Origin of the sequence: Oscillatoria sp. FACHB-1407 (genome assembly GCF_014697545.1) — a bacterium.
GTDB lineage: Bacteria > Cyanobacteriota > Cyanobacteriia > Elainellales > Elainellaceae > FACHB-1407.
Genome location: NZ_JACJSA010000017.1, coordinates 136,174 through 161,178, shown reverse-complemented (window position 1 = coordinate 161,178; position 25,005 = coordinate 136,174). Strand labels below are relative to the sequence as shown.

20 protein-coding genes and 1 tRNA gene are annotated in these 25,005 nt (G+C 50.0%); 13 read left to right on the top strand and 8 right to left on the bottom strand.

The window, feature by feature from the left end; all coding sequences use genetic code 11:
• The first annotated feature begins 64 nt into the window (after positions 1–64).
• From H6G89_RS24270 to H6G89_RS24260, 3 genes are all read left to right on the top strand, one after another.
• Positions 65–1,936: a serine/threonine-protein kinase gene (locus H6G89_RS24270; RefSeq protein ID WP_190511269.1), complete on the top strand. Its 1,872-nt coding sequence runs from the start codon at positions 65–67 to the stop codon at positions 1,934–1,936.
• 8 nt (positions 1,937–1,944) lie between these two features.
• Positions 1,945–2,643 carry a dethiobiotin synthase gene (gene bioD, locus H6G89_RS24265; RefSeq protein WP_190511268.1) on the top strand — a complete coding sequence of 233 codons (699 nt, stop codon included), beginning with the start codon at positions 1,945–1,947 and terminating at the stop codon, positions 2,641–2,643.
• A 680-nt stretch (positions 2,644–3,323) separates the two neighbouring features.
• The gene (locus H6G89_RS24260; RefSeq protein ID WP_190511267.1) at positions 3,324–4,541 is read left to right on the top strand and encodes a M20 metallopeptidase family protein; all 1,218 of its coding nucleotides are present in this window, start codon (positions 3,324–3,326) and stop codon (positions 4,539–4,541) included.
• Positions 4,542–4,553: 12 nt separating this feature from the next.
• Here the strand turns inward: H6G89_RS24260 and H6G89_RS24255 are convergent, their stop codons facing one another.
• Positions 4,554–4,901: a hypothetical protein gene (locus tag H6G89_RS24255; RefSeq protein ID WP_190511266.1), complete on the bottom strand. Its 348-nt coding sequence runs from the start codon at positions 4,899–4,901 to the stop codon at positions 4,554–4,556.
• A gap of 387 nt (positions 4,902–5,288) precedes the next feature.
• On the opposite strand from H6G89_RS24255, the gene H6G89_RS24250 reads away from it, so the two are divergent.
• Positions 5,289–6,665: a hypothetical protein gene (locus H6G89_RS24250; RefSeq protein ID WP_190511264.1), complete on the top strand. Its 1,377-nt coding sequence runs from the start codon at positions 5,289–5,291 to the stop codon at positions 6,663–6,665.
• A 333-nt stretch (positions 6,666–6,998) separates the two neighbouring features.
• Here H6G89_RS24250 and H6G89_RS24245 read toward each other — a convergent pair whose 3' ends face one another.
• A complete protein-coding gene (locus H6G89_RS24245) occupies positions 6,999–7,424 on the bottom strand; it encodes a pentapeptide repeat-containing protein (protein WP_190511262.1) in 426 nt (141 codons plus the stop codon).
• Positions 7,425–7,580: 156 nt separating this feature from the next.
• Positions 7,581–9,542 (bottom strand): DNA repair protein RecN, encoded by a 1,962-nt coding sequence (recN, locus tag H6G89_RS24240; protein WP_190511260.1) that lies wholly within the window; start codon positions 9,540–9,542, stop codon positions 7,581–7,583.
• A 414-nt stretch (positions 9,543–9,956) separates the two neighbouring features.
• On the opposite strand from recN, the gene H6G89_RS24235 reads away from it, so the two are divergent.
• Positions 9,957–12,008, top strand: a complete 2,052-nt coding sequence (locus H6G89_RS24235) for an ABC1 kinase family protein (protein WP_190511258.1) — start codon at positions 9,957–9,959, stop codon at positions 12,006–12,008.
• 296 nt (positions 12,009–12,304) lie between these two features.
• On the opposite strand, the gene H6G89_RS24230 is transcribed toward H6G89_RS24235, so the two are convergent.
• From H6G89_RS24230 to H6G89_RS24220, 3 genes are all read right to left on the bottom strand, one after another.
• The gene (locus H6G89_RS24230) at positions 12,305–12,901 is read right to left on the bottom strand and encodes a hypothetical protein (protein WP_190511256.1); all 597 of its coding nucleotides are present in this window, start codon (positions 12,899–12,901) and stop codon (positions 12,305–12,307) included.
• A gap of 321 nt (positions 12,902–13,222) precedes the next feature.
• Positions 13,223–16,393 carry a valine--tRNA ligase gene (locus H6G89_RS24225; protein ID WP_190511254.1) on the bottom strand — a complete coding sequence of 1,057 codons (3,171 nt, stop codon included), beginning with the start codon at positions 16,391–16,393 and terminating at the stop codon, positions 13,223–13,225.
• Positions 16,394–16,428: 35 nt separating this feature from the next.
• Positions 16,429–16,566, bottom strand: coding sequence for a hypothetical protein (locus H6G89_RS24220; RefSeq protein WP_190511246.1), 138 nt, complete (start codon positions 16,564–16,566; stop codon positions 16,429–16,431).
• Positions 16,567–16,737: 171 nt separating this feature from the next.
• Between H6G89_RS24220 and H6G89_RS24215 the strand changes: the two genes are divergently transcribed.
• From H6G89_RS24215 to H6G89_RS24180, 8 genes are all read left to right on the top strand, one after another.
• A tRNA-Pro gene (locus H6G89_RS24215) sits at positions 16,738–16,811 on the top strand.
• 229 nt (positions 16,812–17,040) lie between these two features.
• The gene (locus tag H6G89_RS24210) at positions 17,041–17,715 is read left to right on the top strand and encodes a DUF5602 domain-containing protein (protein ID WP_190511244.1); all 675 of its coding nucleotides are present in this window, start codon (positions 17,041–17,043) and stop codon (positions 17,713–17,715) included.
• 540 nt (positions 17,716–18,255) lie between these two features.
• Positions 18,256–19,314: a DUF2806 domain-containing protein gene (locus H6G89_RS24205; protein WP_190511242.1), complete on the top strand. Its 1,059-nt coding sequence runs from the start codon at positions 18,256–18,258 to the stop codon at positions 19,312–19,314.
• Positions 19,315–19,533: 219 nt separating this feature from the next.
• Positions 19,534–19,902 carry a hypothetical protein gene (locus H6G89_RS24200; protein WP_190511240.1) on the top strand — a complete coding sequence of 123 codons (369 nt, stop codon included), beginning with the start codon at positions 19,534–19,536 and terminating at the stop codon, positions 19,900–19,902.
• A gap of 103 nt (positions 19,903–20,005) precedes the next feature.
• Positions 20,006–20,353, top strand: a complete 348-nt coding sequence (locus H6G89_RS24195; RefSeq protein WP_190511238.1) for a hypothetical protein — start codon at positions 20,006–20,008, stop codon at positions 20,351–20,353.
• Positions 20,354–20,466: 113 nt separating this feature from the next.
• Complete coding sequence (locus H6G89_RS24190) at positions 20,467–21,897, top strand: circularly permuted type 2 ATP-grasp protein (RefSeq protein WP_190511236.1); 1,431 nt, start codon at positions 20,467–20,469, stop codon at positions 21,895–21,897.
• A gap of 469 nt (positions 21,898–22,366) precedes the next feature.
• Positions 22,367–23,323 (top strand): alpha-E domain-containing protein, encoded by a 957-nt coding sequence (locus H6G89_RS24185; RefSeq protein ID WP_190511234.1) that lies wholly within the window; start codon positions 22,367–22,369, stop codon positions 23,321–23,323.
• Between the two features lie 10 nt (positions 23,324–23,333).
• A complete protein-coding gene (locus tag H6G89_RS24180) occupies positions 23,334–24,197 on the top strand; it encodes a transglutaminase family protein (protein WP_190511232.1) in 864 nt (287 codons plus the stop codon).
• A 74-nt stretch (positions 24,198–24,271) separates the two neighbouring features.
• On the opposite strand, the gene H6G89_RS24175 is transcribed toward H6G89_RS24180, so the two are convergent.
• Together H6G89_RS24175 and H6G89_RS24170 are read right to left on the bottom strand one after the other, a co-directional pair.
• Positions 24,272–24,622, bottom strand: coding sequence for a DUF5615 family PIN-like protein (locus H6G89_RS24175; protein WP_190511230.1), 351 nt, complete (start codon positions 24,620–24,622; stop codon positions 24,272–24,274).
• Between the two features lie 8 nt (positions 24,623–24,630).
• A complete protein-coding gene (locus tag H6G89_RS24170) occupies positions 24,631–24,960 on the bottom strand; it encodes a DUF433 domain-containing protein (RefSeq protein ID WP_190511227.1) in 330 nt (109 codons plus the stop codon).
• Between the last annotated feature and the right edge of the window lie 45 nt (positions 24,961–25,005).

The following is a 25,005-nucleotide window of genomic DNA, read 5'->3' as shown; positions in this document are numbered from 1 at the left end:
AGGAGACGAATCGCGATCTGTGACGAATTGAGCGTTTTGTTTGTGAGGGCTGACTCAATCTGCCATGCAACCACCTATTTCTGCTGGAACTGTTTTACAAAATCGCTACCGTCTGCTCAGCATTCTGGGTCAGGGAGGCTTTGGGCGTACCTACTTGGCAGAGGATTTAGGACGCTTCCAGGAAAAGTGCGCTCTTAAAGAGTTTATTCCGACTCAGATCGGAGCGTATGCCCTGGAGAAGTCGAAAGAGCTATTTCAACGCGAAGCGGCAATTCTCTATCAGATTCAACATCCTCAAATTCCTCAATTTCGCGCCACATTTGAGGAAAACCAGCGGCTCTTTCTCGTGCAAGATTACGTCGATGGCAAGACTTACCGCACCCTGTTAAATGAGCGCAAACCGCAAGGACTGGCGTTTTCTGAAGCCGAAGTTCTTCTATTGGTGCGACAACTGCTCCCAGTCCTGGCTCACATTCACAGTAAGGGTATTATTCATCGCGACATCGCCCCCGACAACATTATCCTGCGGCAACAAGACCAGCTTCCGGTGTTGATTGATTTTGGTGTGGTCAAAGAGATTGTTACCCGCGTGCAGGCGACCCAAACCATGACGCAGGCGACCACGGTTGGCAAGTTGGGCTATGCCCCCAGTGAGCAGATGCAGACTGGGCGAGCGTATCCCAACAGTGACCTTTATTCTCTGGCGGTGACTGCGATCGTGCTGCTGACCGGGCGAGAACCCCAGGAACTCTACGATGATGTCAATCTGACCTGGCACTGGCAGCGATTGGTGAATGTCAGTCCGGGGTTTGCTCAGATTTTGAACCGGATGTTGAGCTATCGACCGGGCGATCGCTATCAGTCGGTGAGTGAAGTTGCTCAAGCCTTGCAGGCAATGCTCAACCCAGCAGCGATGCCCCCATCTATGCCTGTGGCAACTGCTGGCGCACCCGTCGGTACAGCCCCCCAACCCAATGTCTCGCAGATGCAAACGTTAGCGGTAGGTCGTCGCCCTGATCCGGCTCCCGTAGGACGCAATCCCCGCAACCCTGACCCCATGGTTCCCGTAGCCACGGAGCAGTCGGTGTGGGATAACCCCTGGGCAGTCATTGGCATTGGCATGGGACTGGCAGTGGTCACTGGAATTGGAGCCTGGGCAGTGGTGAGTGCGATTCTGAATACTCAACCGACTCCCGTTGCATCTCCGACACCAAGCGTCACGGTTTCAGTAACCCCGACTCCCACTCCAACCCAATCCAGCCAACCCGTTCAATTTAGCCAACGGTTAAATCTCGCACCGGGGGCAGCTACGACCGCAGAGGGTAGTCTCAGAGCCAATGAGACAATTACCTATATCATCTCAGCGGAACAGGGCGAAATTTTATCTGCCGACCTGGAAGGGGAAGGGGTGCTAATGACGGTATTAGCCCCCAATCGAGAGTTAGTAGACGATCGCTCCAACCGAGTCCAATCGTGGCAAGGAACCCTCAACTTTAACGGCGACTACTACTTGCAATTAAGCCCAGTGCAAGGGGTCGATCGCACGAACTACCGACTTAACCTTAACTTGGAGGCTCCGGAACCCTCTCCCACCCCGACTCCCACCCCAACGCCACCCCCTGAACCGGAAGTCAACACCCAACGGCTCAACTTCCCGGATGGGGAAACTCAAACCGAAGTGTCTGACCGGGCGAGTGACCTCTTGATTCAGCGATATCTGGTGAATGCTCGTGCAGGTCAAATCCTCAATGTTGAACTGATTGAGGGTGCAGGATCACTCAATATCTATTACCCCAATGGACAATTGGTAGAAGATGCATCGGGTGTAGTCTTCTGGCAGGCGCAATTACCCGAAAGTGGAGACTATGCCATTGATGTGCTGGGTAATCAGGAGGTAGACTTTACCTTAAGAGTCAGCGTTACCGATAGTCAGTAGGGTTTATTTTGAATGCACTGTTGATAGCGGGCACTGATACCCGCGTGGGAAAAACTGTCTTAACGATGGCTCTAGCTGCCTATTGGCAAACCTATTGTCTCCCTCGATCGCTAGGGGTGATGAAACCGATCGACGTGGGAGTAGGGGATGCTGATCGCGATCGCTATGCCCAACACTTAGACCTACACCAATCCCCCGATGAGATCACACCACTGCGCTTTGAGGCATCGCTGGTGCCACCGATCGCAGCTGCACGAGAAGGGCAAAAGATTAAATTAGAGAAGGTCTGGCGCGTTTTTGACGCTCTCTGCCAGAGCCGAGATTTTGTTCTGATCGAAGGGGTGGGCGGATTGGGAACCCCTGTTACCGCTGAAACCACCCTGGCAGATCTGGCGTGGGATTGGCGCATTCCCATTGTGTTAGTGGTGCCTGTCCAACCGGGGGCGATCGCCCAGGCGGTAGCGCAGGTGGCTTTGGCTCAACAAAGTAAAGCTTACTTAAAAGGCATTGTGCTCAATTGCGTCCAACCCTGCACCGAAGATAACATCTTAGAGTGGGCATCCCCTTCGTTGATTCAATCCCTGACTCAAAAGCCAGTGTTGGGCTGTATGCCCTACATTGCAGACCTGACTGATTTATCTAAGCTGGCTCAACTCGTGTCAAGTTTAGATGTAGAAAGACTACTGCCGTTGCCAGTGCCAGGTTAGAAGTATAAAATATTACTTAAATAGCGCGCTAACGCCCATCTATCGTTCGCCTTTGAAGGATCGAATTAATAAGGCTAACTCTCATCCTGAATCTATTCTGAACCTACAATCCTGAATCTACAAAGACCCAGTCAAAAAGACATCGTTCAGAGGTGAATTAAAGTTCAGAGGTGAATTAAATCGGGTGCTAGCTTCGATTGACCCCAATTTCCAACGTCTACTGTAAATGTCCTGCTTCAGTTCGCTCCATTGGAGTGAATCCTGCTGAATGGGCAACTTAAATGAGCGGAAATGGATGCACCTAATTTTGCACTCCATCCGGACTGATTGCCTGGGCTGCTGTACAGAGTTGATCTGGCTAAAGGCGGATGTTCAACGCCTGAGGGTCAGTTTTACCATCAGACTAAATGGGGTGTATTAAACATTTGTAATTTTTGATACAAACCACAAAACCTGACGATCACTTCTTCAGGAAAGAATGACAACAACCGGATGGTTTCGAGATCCGTAATTCTTTCAATGCCTAATTGGCGTTGAAAACGCTGCCTATCACAGGCAAATATCACTAGTCTTTTGGATTGGAAAATTCAAGAGGCAGGTGTCACAATCAGTAAAGATGGGTCAGACCCCCACCCTCTGGGTTACACGTACCTTTAGCGAAAAATCCTATTTAATAAGCAATGGTTTTTACTTCGCTGACTCCCCTATCTACCGAGCTTTCCAGGGTTCGTCTAGAAATTCGCACGCTTCAGCCTCGATTGGTGCAATGGCGGCGATCGCTCCATCAGTACCCCGAACTGGGGTTTCGAGAACATATCACCGCTGAATTCATCACTCGTAAGTTACGGGAGTGGGGTATTGATCATCAGACGGGAATCGCGACAACAGGGGTTGTAGCGGTCATCCACGGCACCCAACCCGGACCTGTGTTAGCCATTCGGGCTGATATGGATGCACTGCCGATTCAAGAAGAAAATCAAGTGCCCTATTGCTCGCTGCACGATGGCATGATGCACGCCTGTGGGCATGACGGTCATGTGGCGATCGCACTGGGAACCGCTTACTATCTTTCAAAACATCGGCACACGTTTGCAGGCACCGTCAAATTTATTTTTCAACCCGCCGAAGAAGGCCCGGGTGGGGCAAAACCCATGATTGAGCAGGGTGCGCTGCGAAATCCGGATGTAGATGCCATTATCGGGTTACACCTGTGGAATAATCTCCCTGTCGGTACGGTTGGCGTTCGCACCGGAGCGATGATGGCGGCTGTAGAACTGTTCGACTGCATCATTCAGGGCAAGGGTGGACATGGAGCCATGCCCCATCAAACGGTTGACTCGATTGTGGTGGGTGCTCAAATCGTCAGTGCGCTGCAAACCATCGTTGCTCGCAATCTTGACCCATTGAAGTCGGGCGTGGTGACGGTTGGCAAGTTTCATGCGGGAGCCGCTCTCAATGTAATTGCTGACACGGCTGAACTCAGTGGCACTGTCCGTTATTTTGATCCGGGACTAACAGATTTCTTTAACCAACGGTTTGAAGAAATTATTGCTGGTATTTGTCAAAGCTATGGCGCGAGGTACGAGTTGAACTATCGCAAGCTGTACCCACCTGTCATCAATAACGAAGCCATCACTAACCTGGTGACTTCAGTTGTTGAGAATGTGATTGAAACTCCCCTTGGCATTGTTCCTGAGTGTCAAACGATGGGTGGTGAAGACATGTCCTTCTTCCTGCAAGAGGTGCCGGGATGTTTCTTCTTCCTGGGATCCGCCAACGCCACTAAAGGACTCGACTACCCTCACCACCATCCTCGCTTTGACTTTGACGAAATTGCTCTCGGCATCGGTGTTGAAATCTTTGTGCGCTGTGTTGAGCGATATTGTGCGCTTGCCTGATCTGGCTTGAGTTCACCCCGCCAGTGCCTGCGAGAAATAGCGATTGGAGGTTGGCTTGACTTTGAACCCAAGTAACCAAAAAATGGTGACTTCGGTTTCATCAATTTCAGCTGCAATCACAGGAGTAGGCTGTAGAGTTTGCTCAATCAGGGTGCGGTGGTATGCGGCAAGCCGCTCTAGCCGCTTGATGACCACTGCAATCTCAAATTCCTCTAAATAAAGACTAGTCAGAACTGCATCCAAGTTTCCCCAAGGTTCTGCTTGCAGCCCTGCGCCTGGTGCCACGATCCACTTGAGGTGATCAATATTTTGCCGTAAAAGTTTGCAGATGTAGTAGCTGGTGAAAGGCGAAAGTCTCATGATCAAGTCCTGACAATTCATCTGGGTAATGAGTGAGGGGGGCTATGGTGAAGGGGCATTTTTTGAAGTGGATAGAGTAAATCAATAGAGTTAAATCAATGGAATGCATTACTCGATTGTCATTAAATCTTAATAGTCAGTAATGCCACGCTACATCGGTGAAATTAGAAGACTTAAAAGGGGTATATCCTCTGATTTTTTCCTCCGTATAAATACGGCGATCGCGATTCCGTATACGGAGATGTAGCATTAGTAGCCCCTCTCTATCTTTGGGGGCATCAGTAAATCCAGGGCGTAAGGGTTTAATAGGGGTGAGTTAAAGGCTCAAAACTAGTCTTTCAAATTCATAAGTTAAAGGACTGAACCCTTTCAGCAAGCAAATCCCCTATGGTTGATGCAATTTTAGAGAGAGCATGGGCGTTAAAACAGAGCGTTACCGATTTTGTGTTTGATGCAGAAGGGGAATTAGCCGAAGCACTTGAAACCTATGTGGCTGATTATCTCAAACGAGGAAAAGTAGCCCAAGACCTGATTGTGGATACATTTTTAGTCGAAGGACGAATCGGAGAGCACACCCCGTTAGACCTTTTTGAGAGGGAACAGGCAACAGAATTCACGGATGTAGACCACCAACTCTTGCAGCAGTGGCGACGCACGTTCACTGGGCTGTTTGCCATTGAGACGGTTTCTCCTGATGGCATTGAGCTCATGAATTGGCTGACGGCAAAGCACTACACCGCAAAACTCAGTCAGGCACAAGCTTCATCCGACATGGCAATTCGGCTCAAACCGGGAGAAATTGTTTTGGCTCGACTCGCCCCGATCGCCGATGATATTTGGATGTTTTCGACAACGTTTACCCTGCTTGGAAAACTTGGGAAACCCAAACTAGCTGTGGCGATCGGCAATTTCAAAGAACACCACAAGCCTTTTCTCTACGCTGATGCTCCAGATTTGTTAGAAGCCGCATGGGGATCGGTGGAGAGTTATCACCATGCCTTCGTGGAGTTCTTTGGGGGCGATGAAGTAACCCTGCCGGGATATCAACTCAACCAGAAGATGGACGAGTTCCGCGAGTTTATGCTGAAGCGGCAATTTACTGAAGCTGGGCTAGAGGAGCCAACCTCGCTTGAGGATCTGATGATTGATATTGATGTGGATGAAGCTGATCTCGACGAAGCCGAGCTGAATGAAGCCGCTCAAGCTGCTGGAGTCGATGCTAAAGATTTAGCCCAAGCCCTGAAACAGCGACGAGAAAAGAATTCAAATAATGGCTCTAGCAAAGGGTCAAGCAAGATGGCACTGCCTGAAATTCAGTTGCCTGACACCCTCAAGAAGGCTGAACAAGTGACTGTATTGACCCATCCTCGATGGGGGCAAATTATGCTGCCCAATTACGAAAAATTTAAAGCAATCCTTGCCAACCCGGATGGACAACCCACCACTAATGCAGAACCGTTAGTTCGCCATTATCTTGAAACATCAACGATCACCCCGTTTGTGTGGCAACGACTGGCTCAACATCACCCAGAAGGTTTAGAGCAAGTGCTGCAAACCGTTCTCGATCGCCCCAACTTTCAACTGGAGCAAGACCTGTCCTCTTTGCTTCAGGAGTATGGCAAGCCTGTAGAACCAGAGCTACCAGAGATCGCCAGCGTTCCTCTGCATCTGCACACACTCTTTGACGAAGCGGTAAAAGAGGTCAATAAATCCAAGCCTAAAGGCAAGGAGAAGGCGAAAAAAGCCGGGTTTGGAGCGAGGTAGGAAAGAGGGAAGAAGGAATTTCTTTATCAACCCTTCTGAAACCTATCCCTATTTCTGGAGTAACCTGCCCCCCAACTCGTAGTGTGAGCGTCCCGCTCGCATTCAGTTAGCGTCCCGCTCGCATGTGGTTAACGTCCCGCTCGCATCGAGCATTGGATTAACGCCCCACTTGCATTTAGCAACAACCAATAGTGAATTATTAATGTGGAAAGACGCTATTAAAGAACGTGTGGCGATCGCCCTTTTTTCGCCGTTCCGTTTCTACTGATTCTTCTCTTCAGTTATTGATTGGGTCCGAGCTTAGAGAACTAATCCCAAATTTTTTGTTCTATCTCATGGCTCAACAGGTGTCACCGGGCGGAAGTTACCGTTGGGCATAACGGCTCCATCCAGGTTAGCTCCAGTAAAATCAGCCGCAGGGTTCATTCTGGCTCCCTGGAGGGTAGCATTTCTCAAAACAGCAAAACGCAGGTTTGCGCCACTGAGGTTTGCGGTATTCAGCAGGGCATTGCTGAGATCTGCGCGGGTGAGATTGGTGTTTGAAAGATTCGCTCCAATCAACGAAGCCCCTCGCAGATTAGCCCGAGTCAGATTTAAGCCACTGAGATCAGCATTGTCGAGGTCACAGGAGGGACAAGACCCCGTTTCAATCAGGCGTTGTAAGTCTTCTTGAGATTGAGCAATTGCTGCGTTACCGATCGAGCTAGCGAACACAAAGGCGATCGCAGCGATCGCGTACCTCATAGTCATACTGGACATAGGATTGCATCCAACACACTTCATTCAAGCATTCAGAATCGTAGACACAACCCAACCATAACGGTAGGAGATTTCTGAGAACGAATTACCAATCGGTTTTTGATCGGGGTGTTTCGCGAAACGCCCCTACAGGTATTTTATTTTCTGGCAATCTCCTTATCGTTTAGCGCGAGATCTGGATTTCGCAGCAGTCGCAGGTTTCGCAGTGGGGGTTGGTTGCAAATCAGGCTTTTCGTTTGGCTCAACCGTCTCAACGGGTGCAGAAGAGGCACTCCCGTTTGATGCCGCAGGGGCATGGTTGGGGTGGTTGTACTTTGCCTGGGCCGTCGAACGGCTACTCGCCGCTTGAGACAACAGCGAGTCTGCAAAGGCGATCGCATCCTGATCCGATTTACCCCCTGCCAGTTGCGCCAATTCCTCTCGACGTTGAGGCAGGTCTAATCGTTCCACCCGGACGACCGTTCTCACATCATCGACAGCAGTGGCGGTGGCAACAGCTTCTTCAGGTTGACTACCATTGGCTTTGCTGCGGCTACGTTTTGTTGGGGTAACCGTCGTTCCAGGGTGATCAATCACCTGTTTGCTGACCCGGAAATGGAAGTCTGCCATCGCTGCCACAATCGGTTGGTGCGTCACACAGAGCACCTGATGGCGTAAGCCCAGATGATGTAATTTCTCAGCGATCGCCTGAGTGACTCGTCCAGAAACACCCACGTCGATTTCGTCGAAGACCATTGTGCCGACAGAGTCGATCTGGGTAAAGCATGCCTTCAGTGCTAAGAGAAATCGGCTCATCTCACCACCAGAGGCGATCTCGGTCAACGGTTGCAGCGGTTCCCCAGGGTTGGGGCTAAACAAGAATGTGACGCGATCGGCTCCGTAGGCAGTCGGCGGGCAATTGACAATCTCCACCCGGAACTGCACCTTCTCCATCGCCAGAGGTTTGAGTTCGCTCAGCAGCAACTCCTCCAACGCTTTGGCGGTGGTGCGGCGTAACTCCGTTAACTGATCACAGACCTGCTTGAGTTCGCTTTGCCGCTGGTTGAAGTTTTGCTCCAACACTTCAACCGACTGTTCTCCGCCTGTGAGTTCCTCCAAGTCTGATTTGAGTCGGCGCGAGTAGGCGATCGCCTCCGCCAGGGTAGGACCATATTTGCGACAAATCTGCTTGAGTTGCCCAATCCGGGATTGCACCGTTTGCAATCGATCCGGGTCAGCTTCCAAGCCTTCGCCATACATATTGATCTGACGTCCGGCTTCTTCGACTTGCGCCAGAGCCGAGCTCACCATCTCTAAAATGGGCTGAATCTGCGGATCATACCGCTCCATGTCCATCAGCAAGCTCTCGGCTCTGCCCAACAGGTCGGCACAGGCTTCACCCCCGTTATCGTTCTGGTAGATCGCCTGATAGACCTGATAGCTCTGTTGTTGCAACTCAACCGTATGACTGAGGCGTTCGCGCTCTTGCTCTAGCTGAGTCAACTCGTCCGGGTCGCTCAAGTTGGCTTCCCGCAGTTCCTTGGCTTGATATTCAAACAAATCCAACTGTTGCAGGCGTTGCTGCTCAAACTGGCGACGTTTCTCCAACGCCTGCGAGGCAGACTGATAAGCGGCATAGGCGGCGGCAACCACCTCACGCTGTTGCATCAAGTCTCTGCCCCCAAAGGCATCGAGCCATTCGCGTTGGAGGTTGGGTTGCCCCAGTTGCACGGTTTGTCCCTGCGCGGTGATCTCGACCAGGCGATCGCGCAAAAACTCCATCTGCTGTTTGTTAACCAGCACGCCATTGACCCGCGATCGACTACGGACGTTGCCCCGACTCACCGTCAACTCGCGGCTACACACCAGGGTCATCTGATCAACCAGTTCAATTTGTTGTTCAGTCAGCCACGCAATGAGTGAAGGGTCGAGGTCAAAGGTCGCTTCGACAATAGCCCGTTCTTCACCCGTGCGAACGGCGCGGTTATTGACTTTACCGCCCAACGCTGCATCGAGTGCATCCAAAATAATAGATTTTCCAGCACCAGTTTCACCCGTTAAGACATTGAATCCAGAGCCAAATTCCAACTCTAAACGGTCAACCAGGGCAAAGTTTTCGATTTGAAGGGAGATTAGCATGAATCACCATTGACCGGGGGGAAACGGATGGCACGAAACACATGTACTCACTCTTCAGTTTAGTGGTTGTTTGGAAAAGTTTGAGGGCTGTTTGAGAAGTTTAAGGCACAGTTTGAAGAAGTTTACATCCCATTTCAGCGATCGCCTTTCCGACTCAACGATTACGGAAATTCCCACTACAAGTGCTTCGTTAAAGGCAGCTTAGCCACTGTAGCCTCAAAGAAGACCAAGCCAAATTCTATCTGTCTGGGCACTGTGAGCACTCATTTATCGTTATGAAGATGGATGAGGATACCTGAGGAGACTGTTACAATGCTTTACAGAGCTATACAGCATAGCTCTGGAGGTTGCCCTTTACTTTGCACTTCCGGTTTGGTTTGCTAAGTCCTTTTATCGTTGATTCCTACCAGAGCTATGCCAACTGCGACCTCAACCGTGCTTGATCCCACCCCTGATACATCAGTGGTTATTGTCGATTCTGATCAGCGGGTGCCTGCGAGTGGGCAATCCCGATTGGGTTCTGCTTACGCAGGGGATGACGAAGCACTGCGTTACGACCCGGTGGCGATCGCGGACTTTTATCGCAACAGACCTTTCCCAGTGTGGAGACGGGCATTCATTATTGTCTGGGGATTTCTGGTCTTTGGGTTGCGCCTCTGGTGGGATCGGCAGACCGGACAGATTGAAAAGAATCAACCTCGCCGAGCACAACAGGTGCGAGAGATCCTGACTCGTCTGGGTCCCGCTTACATCAAGATTGGGCAGGCTCTTTCAACCCGTCCTGATCTGGTGCCCCCCCGTTATCTCGAAGAACTGACTCTATTACAAGACCAATTGCCGCCCTTCCCCAATGAGGTCGCATTTCAGTTCATTGAGGAAGAGTTGGGCGATCGCCCAGAACATATCTACGCCGAGTTGTCACCGCACCCGATCGCGGCCGCTTCCTTGGGTCAGGTCTATAAAGGCAAACTTAAAAGCGGTGAAACAGTTGCTGTGAAGGTGCAGCGTCCCGGTTTAGCACAACTGATTACCCTCGATATCCACATTCTGCGGCAACTAGCCATCTGGGCAACCAAGTCCTTTAAACGCATCCGTAGTGATCTGGTGGGCATTATGGATGAGTTTGGTGCCCGGATTTTTGAGGAAATGGACTACACCCACGAGGGGCACAACGCCGAACGGTTTGCCAAACTCTATGGGCACCTGAAAGATATCTACGTCCCGCGCATCTATTGGGAATACACGCACCGTCGGGTGCTCACCATGGAGTGGATCACCGGGACTAAACTCACTCAACCCGCTGCGATTCGAGCACAGGGTGTAGACGCAGCCTACTTAATTGATGTTGGGGTGCAGTGCTCGTTGCGGCAATTGTTGGAACACGGATTTTTCCACGCTGACCCCCATCCTGGAAACCTATTGGCGACTCCTGATGGCAAGTTGGCATACCTCGACTTTGGCATGATGAGTGAGGTCAAGCCAGAGCAGCGTTATGGCTTGATTGAAGCTGTGGTTCACATGGTGAACCGTGACTTTGAGGGATTAGCCCACGATTACGTCAATCTAGAATTTCTTAGCCCCGACACTGATCTGACTCCGATCATCCCGGCACTCGCCAATGTGTTTGGCAATGCTTTGGGAGCCAGTGTTGCCGAGTTGAACTTCAAAAGCATTACGGATCAACTCTCGGCGTTGATGTACGAGTATCCATTCCGGGTGCCTGCTTATTATGCGCTGATCATCCGATCGCTGGTGACGCTAGAAGGGATCGCGATCAACGTTGATCCAAACTTCAAAGTGTTAAGTAAGGCGTATCCCTACATCTCGAAGCGGCTGTTAACAGACCCTTCGCCCCAGTTGCGATCGTCCCTGCGCGATTTGCTGTTCAAGGATGGCAACTTCCGCTGGAACCGTCTGGAAAACCTGCTGCGAAATGCGCGGGATAGCCAGGATTATGACCTGACGCAGGTCTTAGATCAGGCAGTCGATTTCCTCTTTTCAGAGCGTGGAGAGTTCATCCGAGAATATCTGACTGAGGAAATCATCAAAGGCATTGATAACTTTGGCTACACCACCTTAAAGCGGTTTACCAATGGGGTGCGAGAGCGGTTTAACTTGAATGGGCATAAACCGACCGCTCATGATGCTACGGTCAACCCCAACGGACAAAAGAACAACCTCGACCACATTCTGCGAATTGTGGCGATTTTACAGGAAACCCCTGGATTCGATGCAACTCAGCTACTACCGTTGATCCCTCGTCTGTTAGGAAAACCAGAAACCCAACAGATGGGACAGCGAATCGCTGGAGGATTGGCACAACGGGCAGCCGCTCGCCTGATTCGAGAGTTTTTGTTGCCAGAAGAGACATCCCAGAACGGCCACAAAGCCGTGCGAAGTGGTTTTTCAAACGGGGCGATCGCCAAACAGCCTCAAGCGGCATTACCTAAGGCAACAGCACGATAGGGGCGATCGCTAATTTGCAGTCAAGGGTCAGTGGTCAGTAGTCAATCGTCAGAGAATGAATCTACGGCTACTGACACCAAGCCCACCTTCGCAAACTACGGAACGTCAGTTTGGTTTAGGAGCCTGGCGAATAAATTCACGACTATCAGAACCAAGTCCGCCGACGCGGACTCTGGAAGGTGCGGGTTTCAATCAACTGACACAGATGATTGTGCTCCTGTAGCAGCGGTTAAAACCGCCAAAACTCTTGGTTCGCTCCCATCATCAACTATGAGCGATTGACCATGAACCGCTTTTTAGCCAGCCGAACGATGATTGACATTGGCTTTTAACTCGGCAACCAGGAGTTCGAGTTGTTTTTTCTCGCGTTTGAGATTTTCTTCCATCTCAACGATCTGGTTGCGTTCACGTTTCAAATTTTCCTCTGCCAGTTGGATTTGTTCGCGACGGGCTTCCGTTTCGGCAGCGAGCAGCTCTAGCTGTTTGCGATCCTGCTTGAGATTTTCTTCCAACTCCTGAATTTGATCGCGGCGAGCCTCCATCTCCAGCGATCGCCTCCCCAATTCCTGGCTCTGCAACGTGAGGGACTGTCGCCACTGCTCAGCCCGCTGAACTTCTTGCTCTAGCAACGCGGGCGTAATATCGAGCGATAAATACTGCTCAATGACGTTCAACAACCAGGGAGTTGCGTTTTCTAAACTCTTAATCTGTTTCGTACTCGATAGCTCAACTAAAACCAACGTGCCTTCGTTGTAGTCGCTGGCTTCGGTTGAGTACACCACTTCGGGCTGGGTCAACACCGCCCAAGCGTGCTCAGACTGATGCTGAGCAAGCAACTTGAGAGATGTCTTGCCTCCAACATCATTTGTATGCACCTGAGCCAGATATAGCATCGATAAAAAGATTAACCAATCCTTGAAACACAGTATATCTTCATATCCTCTAAGAGATTTCGCTTAGTATGTTTCGATTCTGTGAAGATGTGAAGAAATCGCAGAAACTGAGGAGACTGATAGGGCTAACTTGGCTCAGGATATGCTAATCTGCATAGCCCCTGCCTTAGACAGGAAAACCTGAGCAGGACATCGGTAGATACCTTCTGACTTTAACTCACAGACAAAGCACCCGTCCAACCGGACTATTTTTTCGATACGTTTGGTTATTTTCCTTCAAAATACACGCCTGACATGATAGACACCATAACCGAAAAGGGATTACAGACGCAGTAGGCGATCGCGCAAAATTTCCGCTTGCTTGAGTGCCTCTGCCAGGGCATCCCTCGCCCCTTGAACAATGTCCGCCGGGGCACGATCCACAAAGTTAGGATTGCTGAGGCGATCGCTCAATGCCTTCGCTTCGGCTTCCACCTTTGCCAAATCTTTCCTCAGCTTAGCCTGAAGTGCCTCGACATCCACAACACCTGCCAGGGGAATCAAAACCTGGACAGTGCCCACTACACCCGCAAACATTTGTTGGTCGGGGATCGAAGGAGCCGTGGGAGCAGGAGGAACCGTAGGAGTTGGAGCCCCAGAAACTTGAGGCTCCGTGTCCAGTTTACCGACGATCTGAGTTTTCAAGCTGTTGAGGTTTGCAGCTAGCTCCTGGCGATCGCGCGATCGCAACAGATAGCGGTAGACAAACCAGACCGTGTAGCCAAAGCCGATTAGCTCCAGCATGGGAGCAATAATCGCCAGATTGCGTACGGTGTTGAGCACATCGAGGGTCAGCTTGAACAGCAGAAACGCCCCAGACAACAGCAGAGCATTGGTCAGCGGTTTGCGGTTTTGGGTCAACCAGGACAAGCGTCGGCGACGGGGTGGAGTCGTTTCCTCCAGGTCAGGACTGTCAGCGATCGCCCCGGTTGGGGAATCGGCAACTGCGGTTTGCGGTTCACCACTAATAATGGTCAGGTTCTCGACTTTGGCTAACTCGCGAATGTAGGTCTGCCCAGCGGTGAGGATCTCCTGCTCGCGGACATTTTCCGTTTGCAAAATAGTCTGAATTTTCATGGAGGGTTTGATCTCCGCCTCAGCCCGCAGGTTACGAATTGTGCGGATTGTGCCAAACAGCAGGTCGAACTGTTGCTCTAACTCTGGGTTAATCAGCCCCTCATCCACTGCGGGGTAGGCTTGCAGAGCTAGAACGTTGGGTTTTGCCTGACTGCCATTGTCGCTGGTGGTTTCGGCGTTGCTCTGGGTCAACGTCTGCCAGATCTCCTCCGTGATGTGGGGCATGAAGGGGTGCAACAGTCGCAGAATCCCTTCCAGAACGTAGGCGAGGGTCTGTTGGGTCAGCTTGCGATCGCCCACTTCCTTTTGCAGACGAGGTTTGGCAAGCTCGATATACCAGTCGCAGAAGTCGCCCCAGATGAACTCGTACAACCCTTTGGCCGCTTCACCCAAACCGTAGTTGTCGATGTAATCGCGGGTTTGCTTCACCACCTGGTGATAGCGCGATAGAATCCATCGTTCCGCCAGAGGAAGGGTAGCGATATCCACGTTGGCGTGGGGTGCGCCCAATTGTTGGGGCGTTTGACCGTCGAGGTTCATCATGGCGAACCGAGCCGCATTCCACAGCTTGTTGGTGAAGTTGCGGGAGGCTTCCACCGAGGCGGACTCGTCGGTCTTGCGGTTATATTCCAGGCGAATGTCTTGCCCGGCTCCAGCCACCTCACGAATCAGGGTATAGCGCAGGGCATCCGTGCCGTACTTGTTGATCAGGATGAGGGGGTCGATGCCGTTGTTGGCAGACTTCGACATCTTCTTGTTGTTTTCATCCCGCACCAACCCATGGATGTAGACCGTCTTGAAGGGCATCTGTCCGGTGAAGTGACCCGCCATCATGGTCATCCGGGCAACCCAGAAGAAGATGATGTCAAACCCCGTCACCAGGGTTGTGGTGGGATAGTAGGTGTCTAGATCCGGCGTGCGATCGGGCCAGCCCATCGTGGAGAAGGGCCACAATCCTGATGAAAACCAGGTATCAAGCACATCGGGATCTTGTTGTAGCTGCACGCCTTCGCCAAATTGGGCGATCGCCTGTGCGCGTGCGTCAGCTTCGTTCGTCGCGACAAAGAAAGGCGTGTTGTCGGTAATCTCACCGCCCGTTTCACTGACGGCATACCAGGCGGGAATCTGGTGTCCCCACCACAACTGACGCGAGATACACCAGTCGCGCAGACTCACCAGCCAATCGCGATAGACCTTCGTCCACCGTTCGGGGACAAAGACAGGTTCAGTTTGGTTATCTAAAAAGTCAAGGGCGCGATCGGCGAGGGGACGAATCTTGGTAAACCATTGCGTCGAGAGCAACGGTTCCACGGGAACCTTGCCCCGTTCGCTGTAGGGCACCATGTGCTTGTAGTCTTCGATGCGAACCAGGAAGCCATCTTCCTCCAATCGCTGTACCACTTTTTTGCGAGCATCAAAGCGATCGAGTCCCTGGAAGGGGCCACCATTTTCATTCAACGTGCCGTCCTTATTGAGGATGTTAATCATCGGCAGGTTGTGGCGTTTGCCCATTTCAAAGTCATTCGGGTCGTGGGCAGGGGTCACTTTGACACAGCCCGTTCCAAAGGAGGCATCAACATATTCATCGGCAATGATGGGAATCTCCCGATTCATGATCGGCAGCGTCAGCGTCTTACCCACCAGATGTTTGTAGCGATCGTCATCAGGATTCACCGCAACGGCAGTGTCACCCAGCATCGTTTCGGGTCGGGTCGTAGCAACCTCGACAAAGCCAGAGCCATCCGTCAGGGGGTAGCGGAAATGCCAGAGGTGCCCATTCACCTCCTGGTTGTCAACTTCTAAATCGGAAACCGCTGACTGACTGGCAGGGCACCAGTTCACCAGATAGTTGCCCCGATAGATCAGCCCTTCCTGATAAAGCTGCACAAAGGCATGAAGCACGGCCTTCGATAAGCCTTCATCCATGGTGAAGCGTTCGCGTGACCAGTCCACCGACACTCCCAAACGGCGCAACTGACCGACGATCGTGCCACCTGATTCTTCTTTCCATTCCCAGGCACGCTGCAAAAAGGCATCTCGCCCGACATCAAAGCGGCTCTTGCCCTGTTGCCGCAGTTCTTTTTCCAGTAACGTTTGTACGGCAATGCTGGCGTGATCCGTTCCCGGTAGCCATAGCGTGTTGCGCCCTGCCATGCGGTGATAGCGCACGAGCGTGTCGATCAGGGCGTTTTCAAAGGCGTGACCCATGTGCAAGCTGCCCGTCACGTTGGGTGGAGGGATAACGACGCAATACGGCTCACCACCCGCATTCGGGTCAGCTTTAAATACGTGTTTTTCTTCCCAAAACTTTTGCCACTTGGCTTCAGTAAGTTCGGGGTCGTATTGACTGGGCAAATTGGGAATGGTTGCAGTCATGCCAGAAACCAACAAAGTTACTCTTCTTAAAGTTACTAAAATTTTGCCACGAGTGGAGCAGGAGAACGGGAATGGGGAGTGGGGAATGGGGAGTAGGGTGCTGTTAGCGACAGCGTAACGCACCGTTGGATAAGTTGGGCGATCGCCCCTCCTCTCAAATCCTTTTCTCTCAAATTCCCCAATCACACATCACGCGAATGACTTCCAACCACTAACCATCGACCACTAACCATTGACTACTAACCACTAACCATTGACTAATGACCATTGACCATTGACTACTGACTGTTAACTCAGCCCTCATTACCCATGTGATAGGCTAAATTTATGAAACGATACTTTTCCGGGATGTAGCGCAGCTTGGTAGCGCACCTCGTTCGGGACGAGGGGGTCGCAGGTTCAAATCCTGTCATCCCGATTTTTTATGCTACGCAATCCTTAACATCAAAACCGCGATTTACTGTTGCCTAGAGCAAAAGAGTAGCTTATTCTGTCTCCACTCCATAAAAAGAATCAGTTCTATGCGGTTTTTATACTCTTTAGGTTTAGTAGCCACTACAGCCTGGTGTGCGTTGTCGCTTCATGGCTGTTCACAGGTTCCAGCACAAGTTCTTCCATCCATAAGCTCATCTCAAACCCAGGGTTCCATGTTTGAAAGTGACCCTCAACCGCTAGGAGAGGGTACAGTTCGCACCTACGTTAAACTGGATGCCCAAAATCAGCTTCAAGAAGTTGGGGTGATTTTAACGGAAGCTGCCCTTGCTGACCTGCCCGATGATGCAACGGAGTATGTTTTACAATTGCCGCCACAAGCCACTGGTATAGCATTCACCCACGTTGGGCTCGACTGGCGATCGCATGGACACCCACCTGCCCCAATTTACGGTTCACCTCACTTTGATGTGCATTTCTACACGCTCACCCCTGAAGAACGAGAACAGATCACAGCGACTGGCTCTGATTTAGAGAAAGCTTATCTGGCTCCCGCTTCAGACTTGATTCCAGCAGGATATGTTTTAGCTCCAGATAGCGCAGAACCGCGCATGGGTGCTCATTGGATTGATCCAACTTCAGAAGAGTTTCAAGGAACCCCGCATGGGTTTAGTCACACGCTGATCTATGGTTTTTACAACGGTGAGATGGCATTTCTAGAACCCATGATCACTCTAGATTTTCTGAAGAGCCAACAAGAGTTTGAAGGAACTTTTGCCGTTCCCACTCAATATTCCAAAGAAGGGTTATACCCCTCTGCTTACAACATCACTTACAACGAAGCAACACAAGAACATACGGTTGGATTGACTGGGTTCACTCAGCCATAAGGTCATTTGCTATTCAGACAACTTCACATCCACTCCGTTATGAAGGGCGATCGCATGATGAGCCATGAACTTGACTGCCTGACAAGATCTTTTAGGCTTGGCGGTTGAAATCGCAGACTTCGGCGTGAGCTCAGTCGAACGCTATAAGAGCAAAATCCGCCGACGCGGTACAGAAAATCTGGATACGTCGAGTCCGCACGCCCAGATTTCGATCGGATAGGCGCAAATTCCATTCACCAGCTACAGCAGTGATGTCTTTTGTGGCATACCAAAATGATACTAACTGGGGTCAAATTTGACCCCTTTTTTGTTAGTTGGATTAGATGAAGGAGGGCGATCGCCCTATTTTTTGCAATCTAGCGGAAAAATTACGTGTGGCGCGTGTGTACGTGCGATATCTGTTGAGACGGCATGGAGGGGTACGTGTCTTTGTGCGTGTATTAAAAAATCAGAAAATTTATGAGAAAATCCTTCCTCTATGGAATTGTTGTGTCAACATTTGAGTAGATGTGTAACTAACTCTCTAACTATCTACTTGGCATGGAAATCAAAGACCTAGCTGGATTTGCTGAACCCATAACAAAATTAATAGAGGTAGTAGCTGCGGGATGTGGGAGAGTTACACGTTCATATTTTGCAAGAAAGGACGCTGAGACTAAAGCATACGAAATGAAAGTCTTAGCCCAAACAGAATATGAAATTAAGCAATTGTACGGCAGCTCAGATAGCGTAAGAGAGATTCAACTAATAGGAACTGCCGAAATTGATAACACTAACCCTCCACTTTTAGAACGGGCTTCAAGTCGCAATGAGTATCAAGAAGCTGTGCGACAGCAAAATTTAGAATCCGTTTGCGCGATCGCTGCCGAAGACTTATTACATGAGAGCCAAGTTCCAGAAGAAAAACCATCACAAGAATGGATAAACCGTTTCTTCAATAGCGCGGAAGAAATTTCTAGCGAAGAACTTCAATTTATATGGGGGAAAATTCTTGCAGGTGAAATCAAACGACCACGTTCTTTTTCATTGCGTACACTGGAAACACTCAGAAATGTTTCAAAAGAAGAGGCTGAAATTTTTCAGAATTTAAGTTCTTATATAGCTTCTACAAGAAAAGGTGGAATTCTTCCAGCACCAGGCAACTTCCACTCCAAACATGTAGATTTTCTTTTTGAAGTGGACGACGATGAAATTCGTAGTTTGGTGGATGCTGGTCTTTTTTTAGATAACCAAGCAGAGATGCACTACACAGAAATTTTTAATAAACATGGATACACGTACTTAAAGTTCGGAGAAATAGCTTTGATTATAGTCTCTTCAGGTGGAGGAGGTGTGGTGTTAAAATCTAAATCGAAATACTACTTCTTAACAAAAGCAGGTTCTGAACTTTTAAGACTTATCTCTGACTCAGTTGCACTCCATACTACCTATATAAAGTACGTCATCGCAAACGACCTTTATTCGGAGAGTATAATAGCAGGCTGTTCGGAAGGTTCTTTAAGCTTTTTCCTAGCCCCTGTAGATAACAAAACAGGTCTACCAAATCTGAACGAAAAAACTCCTTTTGATATATCACGTCCATATGAGGAGGAGAAATAACTCGTAAACCGAGGAAACGTTAACAGCAAGGAAGCACGACAGTACAGGAAACTAATAACATCATCTCTGGTAATAGAAATGGAACTATCAGATTTTCTACAAATTGCTTTCGGATGGGGGTTAGATGTTTCGTCTCAAATGCTTCAAATGTGGTTCACACAACGTCAAGCGAAAAAGCATGTACGTACTAAGTTACTTTGAGTCCTTACAGGATTGTTGATGGAGAAACTTATCACCAAGCAAGCAGATGTGCTTAATCCTGAAATATTATCACTTCCAATTAAATTACCTCCAGACTTTGATGCAGTTTTTAGTGCTTATTCTGATTGGGAAGCTAGTCAAGGAGAAGCTACTGTTACACAGTACCTTATACTTTTGAGAAATGTCGTAGATGAACACACAGAGGTATATAAAAAACTGGCTGACGATTTTGCCAGAGGTACTGAACTCCAGCCTGAACACTTAGAAATATATCAGGGAACAAAGGAACGAATTTATACTGTATTAACTGGGTTACTAGAGGTATCGGGCATCAGGCGAAGTAAACAACTAAAACCCGGAAAAGCTACAAAAATAACTCTTCCTTAGTGACTTAACGCTAAGAGTCTTACGTCCAAAACAGCATAATGTAAGGGTTTGGCAATGCCAAACCCTTACCCTCTAACCATTTGCCTAATCGATGGGTCGCATTATGAGTCATGAAGCTCCAGATCGCCCTGAACAAAGTTCCTGTCGCTGTTTGACTGGGGTTTTTAATTCACTGGAGCAAATAGGAGCAGTTCATCTGGACGATCGCTTTGCGGAAGTGTCGATACAGATCTGTCGTCAGTGTGGGCAACCCTGGTTGCGATATTTCTATGAAAACGAAGCCTTTACCGCGTCGGGTCGATGGTATCTAGCCCCATTGCAACCAGATGAATTAGCGCAACTGAAACCAGAGAACGCAAAGACAATCCTCGAAGCAAAGCCCTGGTATTACTGTGGGGGCAGCTATTTTGACGGCAGAGTGAGCCGAACATCGGGCACTATCTATTTGTAACTGGGGTTGTGGATGGGGCGATCGCTGAGATTCGTTAAAAAGTAGCAGAAGTTACAGTCAGCCCTTTTGTCAGCGTCATACTTTCAGGTATTCGATACCGTCGGTGATCATCCGTGCTACTCCAGAACTACGACCCAGGGGACTTTTACGACGAACTGTTTGCGGCAAAGGGGCAACCTCGACCCGAAGCCACCTTGCTCGTGGAGCGCATCAACTCCCTTTCGATGGATGCGTTGCAATATCGCCAGCAGTCCGCCCGAACCGCACTGTTTCGGTGGGGGGCAACGTTCAACGTCTACAGCAACAACGAAGGAACCGAACGCATTTTGCCCTTCGACATCATTCCGCGCATTGTCTCCGCGAGTGACTGGGCGTGGTTGGAGCGTGGGTTGAAACAGCGCATCCATGCCCTGAATTTGTTCTTGAGTGACATCTACGACGAGCAAAAAATCCTCAAAGATAAGGTCATCCCAGAAGAGTTGATCTATTCAGCCAGTGGTTTTTTGAAACCCTGCATGGGCTTAAAGCCGCCGCAAAATATTTGGTGCCATATCACGGGGACTGATCTAGTGCGCGATCGCGACGGTCAATGGTACGTCCTCGAAGATAACCTCCGCTGTCCTTCTGGCATCTCCTATGTCTTAGAAAATCGGCGGGTGATGAAGACCACCTTCCCGCTCGTCTTCAACCAGATGAATATCCTGCCTGTGGATGATTATGCCAGCCAGTTGTTAGAGGCACTGCTGAATTTGGCTCCATCCAGCTTACCTGACCCAACCGTAGCCGTGTTAACGCCCGGCATCTACAACTCCGCCTACTTTGAGCACTCCTTCTTAGCCCAACAGATGGGCGTGGAACTGGTGGAAGGTCGCGATCTGGTGGTGTCGGATGGCTACGTGCAAATGCGAACAACCAAGGGGTTAAAGCGAGTCGATGTACTCTACCGCCGGATCGACGATGAATTTATTGATCCACAAGCGTTTCGTCCCGACTCGCTGCTCGGTATTCCGGGCTTAATGGAGGTCTATCGATCGGGACGGGTTGCCCTCGCGAATGCCCTGGGAACTGGAGTGGCAGACGACAAGGTCATCTATGCCTACGTTCCCCAAATTATCCGCTACTACCTGGGCGAAGATGCCATGATTCCCAACGTGCCGACCTATCTGTGTTGGGAAGATCAGCAACAAGAGCATGTCTTGGCGAACCTCGACAAACTGGTCGTGAAGGCAGCAAACGAATCGGGTGGGTATGGCATGTTGGTCGGTCCTCATGCGACTCCTGCTCAACGCACTGAGTTTGCCCAACGCATCATTGCTCAACCGCGCAACTACATCGCGCAACCAACCCTATGCCTATCGCGGGTCCCCACTTTAATCGATGGGGGCATTGAGGGCTGTCATGTGGATTTGCGCCCCTACATCCTCTATGGCAAAGACATTTATGTGAATCCCGGTGGCTTTACACGAGTTGCCCTGCGGCGCGGTTCCCTCGTGGTGAACTCCTCCCAGGGAGGTGGTGGCAAAGATACATGGGTTGTGGGGTAAGGGAAAGAGAAACAAGAAGAGAGAAGAAGGATAAACGATAAAAGATGAAGGATAAAAAGAACGGAGAGGCGCGATTTATCGAGTCTGTAAGGGAAGAAGAAAAAAAGATAACGATAAAGGATGAAGGATAAAAAGAACGGAGAGGCGCGATTTATCGCGTCTGTAAAACCAGAAGAGAGAAGAAGACAAAAAGATTGACGATAAAGGATAAAAAGAGCGGAGAGGCACGATTTATCGCGTCTGTAAGGGAAGAGAGAAGAAGGATAAACGATGAAGGATGAAGGATAAAAAGAACGGAGAGAAGTGATTTATCGCGTCTGTAAGGAAAGAGAGAAGAAGGATAAACGATGAAGGATGAAGGATAAAAAGAACGGAGAGAAGCGATTTATCGTGTCTGCAAGAAAATATTGATTGTGTAGGGTGGCGTTCGCGCAGCGTAACGCACCATGAGAAAAAGGGTAGAGGGTAAATGCTAAGTCGTGTTGCTGATTCCATTTATTGGTTGACTCGTTATGTAGAACGGGCTGAGAATGTCGCTCGGTTCGTGGATGTCAACCTCAACTTACTGCTGGATTCTCCTGCTGGGTTCGGCGAACAGTGGGAACCGCTGATCTTAACGACCGGAGATTTAGCCCTGTTTCAAGAGCGGTATGGTGAGTTAACGGCTGAGAATGTGATTCAATTTCTCACGTTCGATCGCAGCTATCCCAACTCGATCATTTCCTGTGTGCAAGCCGCACGGGAGAATGCTCGGACGGTGCGAGAAGTTATCTCTTCAGAAATGTGGGAACAGGTCAACGCCTTCTACTTCATGGTGCAGGATGCCCCTCAAAAGCACAGTCTATCGGAGTTGTCAGGCTTCTTCACGGAAGTCAAAATGGCAAGTCACCTGTTTGCTGGAGTGATGGATGCCACCATGTCGCACAACGAGGGATGGCATTTTGGGCAAATCGGCAGAATGTTGGAACGCGCCGATAAGACGGCTCGCATTCTCGACGTGAAGTACTTCATCCTGTTGCCCTCCATCAAGGATGTGGGGGGTGCGCTGGATGAATTGCAGTGGATTGCGCTGCTGCGATCGGCGAGTAGTTATGAGATGTATCGCAAGTGCCAACACCGCATCACCCCCTCTAGCGTGGCGGAGTTCTTGATTCTCAATCGGGAGTTTCCCCGATCGATTCAGTGTTGTTTGATGGAGGCAGAGCGATCGCTCCATTGCATCACAGGCAACACCGCAGGCACCTGGCGCACACCCCCAGAACGCACCCTGGGACGGTTGCGATCGGAACTGGATTACCTGACGATTGATGAGATTACCGAACGAGGGCTACACGAATTTCTGGACGATTTGCAGAGCCGTGTCAACACCGTCGGCAATGATATTTTTGAAACGTTCTTTGCCCTACAACCCTTGCACTCGGCTTGAGATACCACGCTTGAGATACTCCATCGTCCATACCACGACCTACACCTACGATCGCCCTGTTAGCCTGCTGCCTCATGTGGTGCGGTTGCGTCCCCGTTGTGATGTAACTCAGTCCCTCAGGCACTTCTCAGTGGAGGTGAAACCTGACCCCCTGCAAATCACCGAAAACGTTGATCTAGACGGCAACTCGATTCTCAAAATTTGGTTTGCTCCAGAGCTAGAAACCGATCATCTGGCGATCGCTCTCACCTCTGACGTCGAAACCCATCGCGACAATCCCTTCATCTACCTGCTGGAACCGTGGGCAACGCAATTGCCGTTTGACTATCCCACCTCATTAGCCCAACAACTGCAACCCTATCTCACCGGACAACTGGCACTGGGACAGGCGATCGACCCGATCGCCCTGCAACTCGCTCAAGAGATTCACCACCAGACCGGAGGCAATGTCATCTCGTTTCTGTCAGAACTGAATCAGCGCATCTACCAGACTTGCGAGTATACCATCCGAGAAACCGGAGAACCCCTATCCCCCGGCATCACCTGGAGCCAAAAAGTCGGATCATGTCGAGATGTGACGGTGCTGTTTATGGAAGTGTGTCGGGCGATCGGGCTAGCCGCACGGTTTGTCAGTGGCTATCAGGAAGGCGACTCTGACACTACGGAGTTTCACCTGCACGCCTGGGCAGAAGTTTACCTACCGGGAGCAGGTTGGCGGGGCTATGACCCGACGCATGGGCTAGCCGTGAGCGATCGCCATATTGCGTTGGCGGCGAGTGCGATTCCAAGCTATGCCGCTCCGGTGACGGGAGCCGTGCGGGGCAGTGTGCGATCGGAGTTGAGCTATCACTTGACCTTGAAGCGATTAGACTAAAGCAAAATAGCAATACCTGATGATCTCCAGCTTATTCAAAAAGTCGGAAATCTCAACTCTCAACATCTTAAGATTCAGAGTGGTAAGTACAAAACAATTCCCTGCCATTCTGCTAGTTCACTCTCATTGACCAGCAGCAACAACTCATCGATTGCCTGACGAATGGGCATTCGGTCATCCACCACAAATAACCCTGCCATCGGCTCTCCTCGAACTAAGCGGTCATAGGCAAAGTTTGGCATTGTTGCCCGATCATGTGTAATAAGAATGCGATCGTTACTGGCTGCCCACATCAAAATTGCGGGATCATCTACTTCTCGTAAACCGACATCTTGAACTCGGAGCAAATCAAGATCGGGCTGACGCAGAAACAGCCCTCGAACAATATCACCGTTAAAGTTTTCATCACTCAAAAAACTCAACATATCCAGGCTTATGGATTTTGTTGGTTTAATAAACGAGTGCGAATGAGACTCAAATCAGGCTGAATGCTAGATAATCTTCGTCGTACAGTATCCGCCAATTGTTCTCTCTGACGTAGATACTCTTCTACATTTGCCTGATGTCGAAGGTAGTAACCGATTGTGTTATAGACATCAGACAACGATAAGGTTGAGTAGCGATGAACGATGGATTCAGGAGATGCACCATCTTGAAACGCTCGGATGACAGTCTCCAGTAAAACCCTTGTTTCCCCAACTCGGATTGCTCCTGTTTCATCCTCACGTAGGGGCGGTGCCTCACGCTCTAGAAGAAGGTTCATGGATAGGCTTTTCCAGCTTAAGTACACTGGTATCTTAGCTTAATA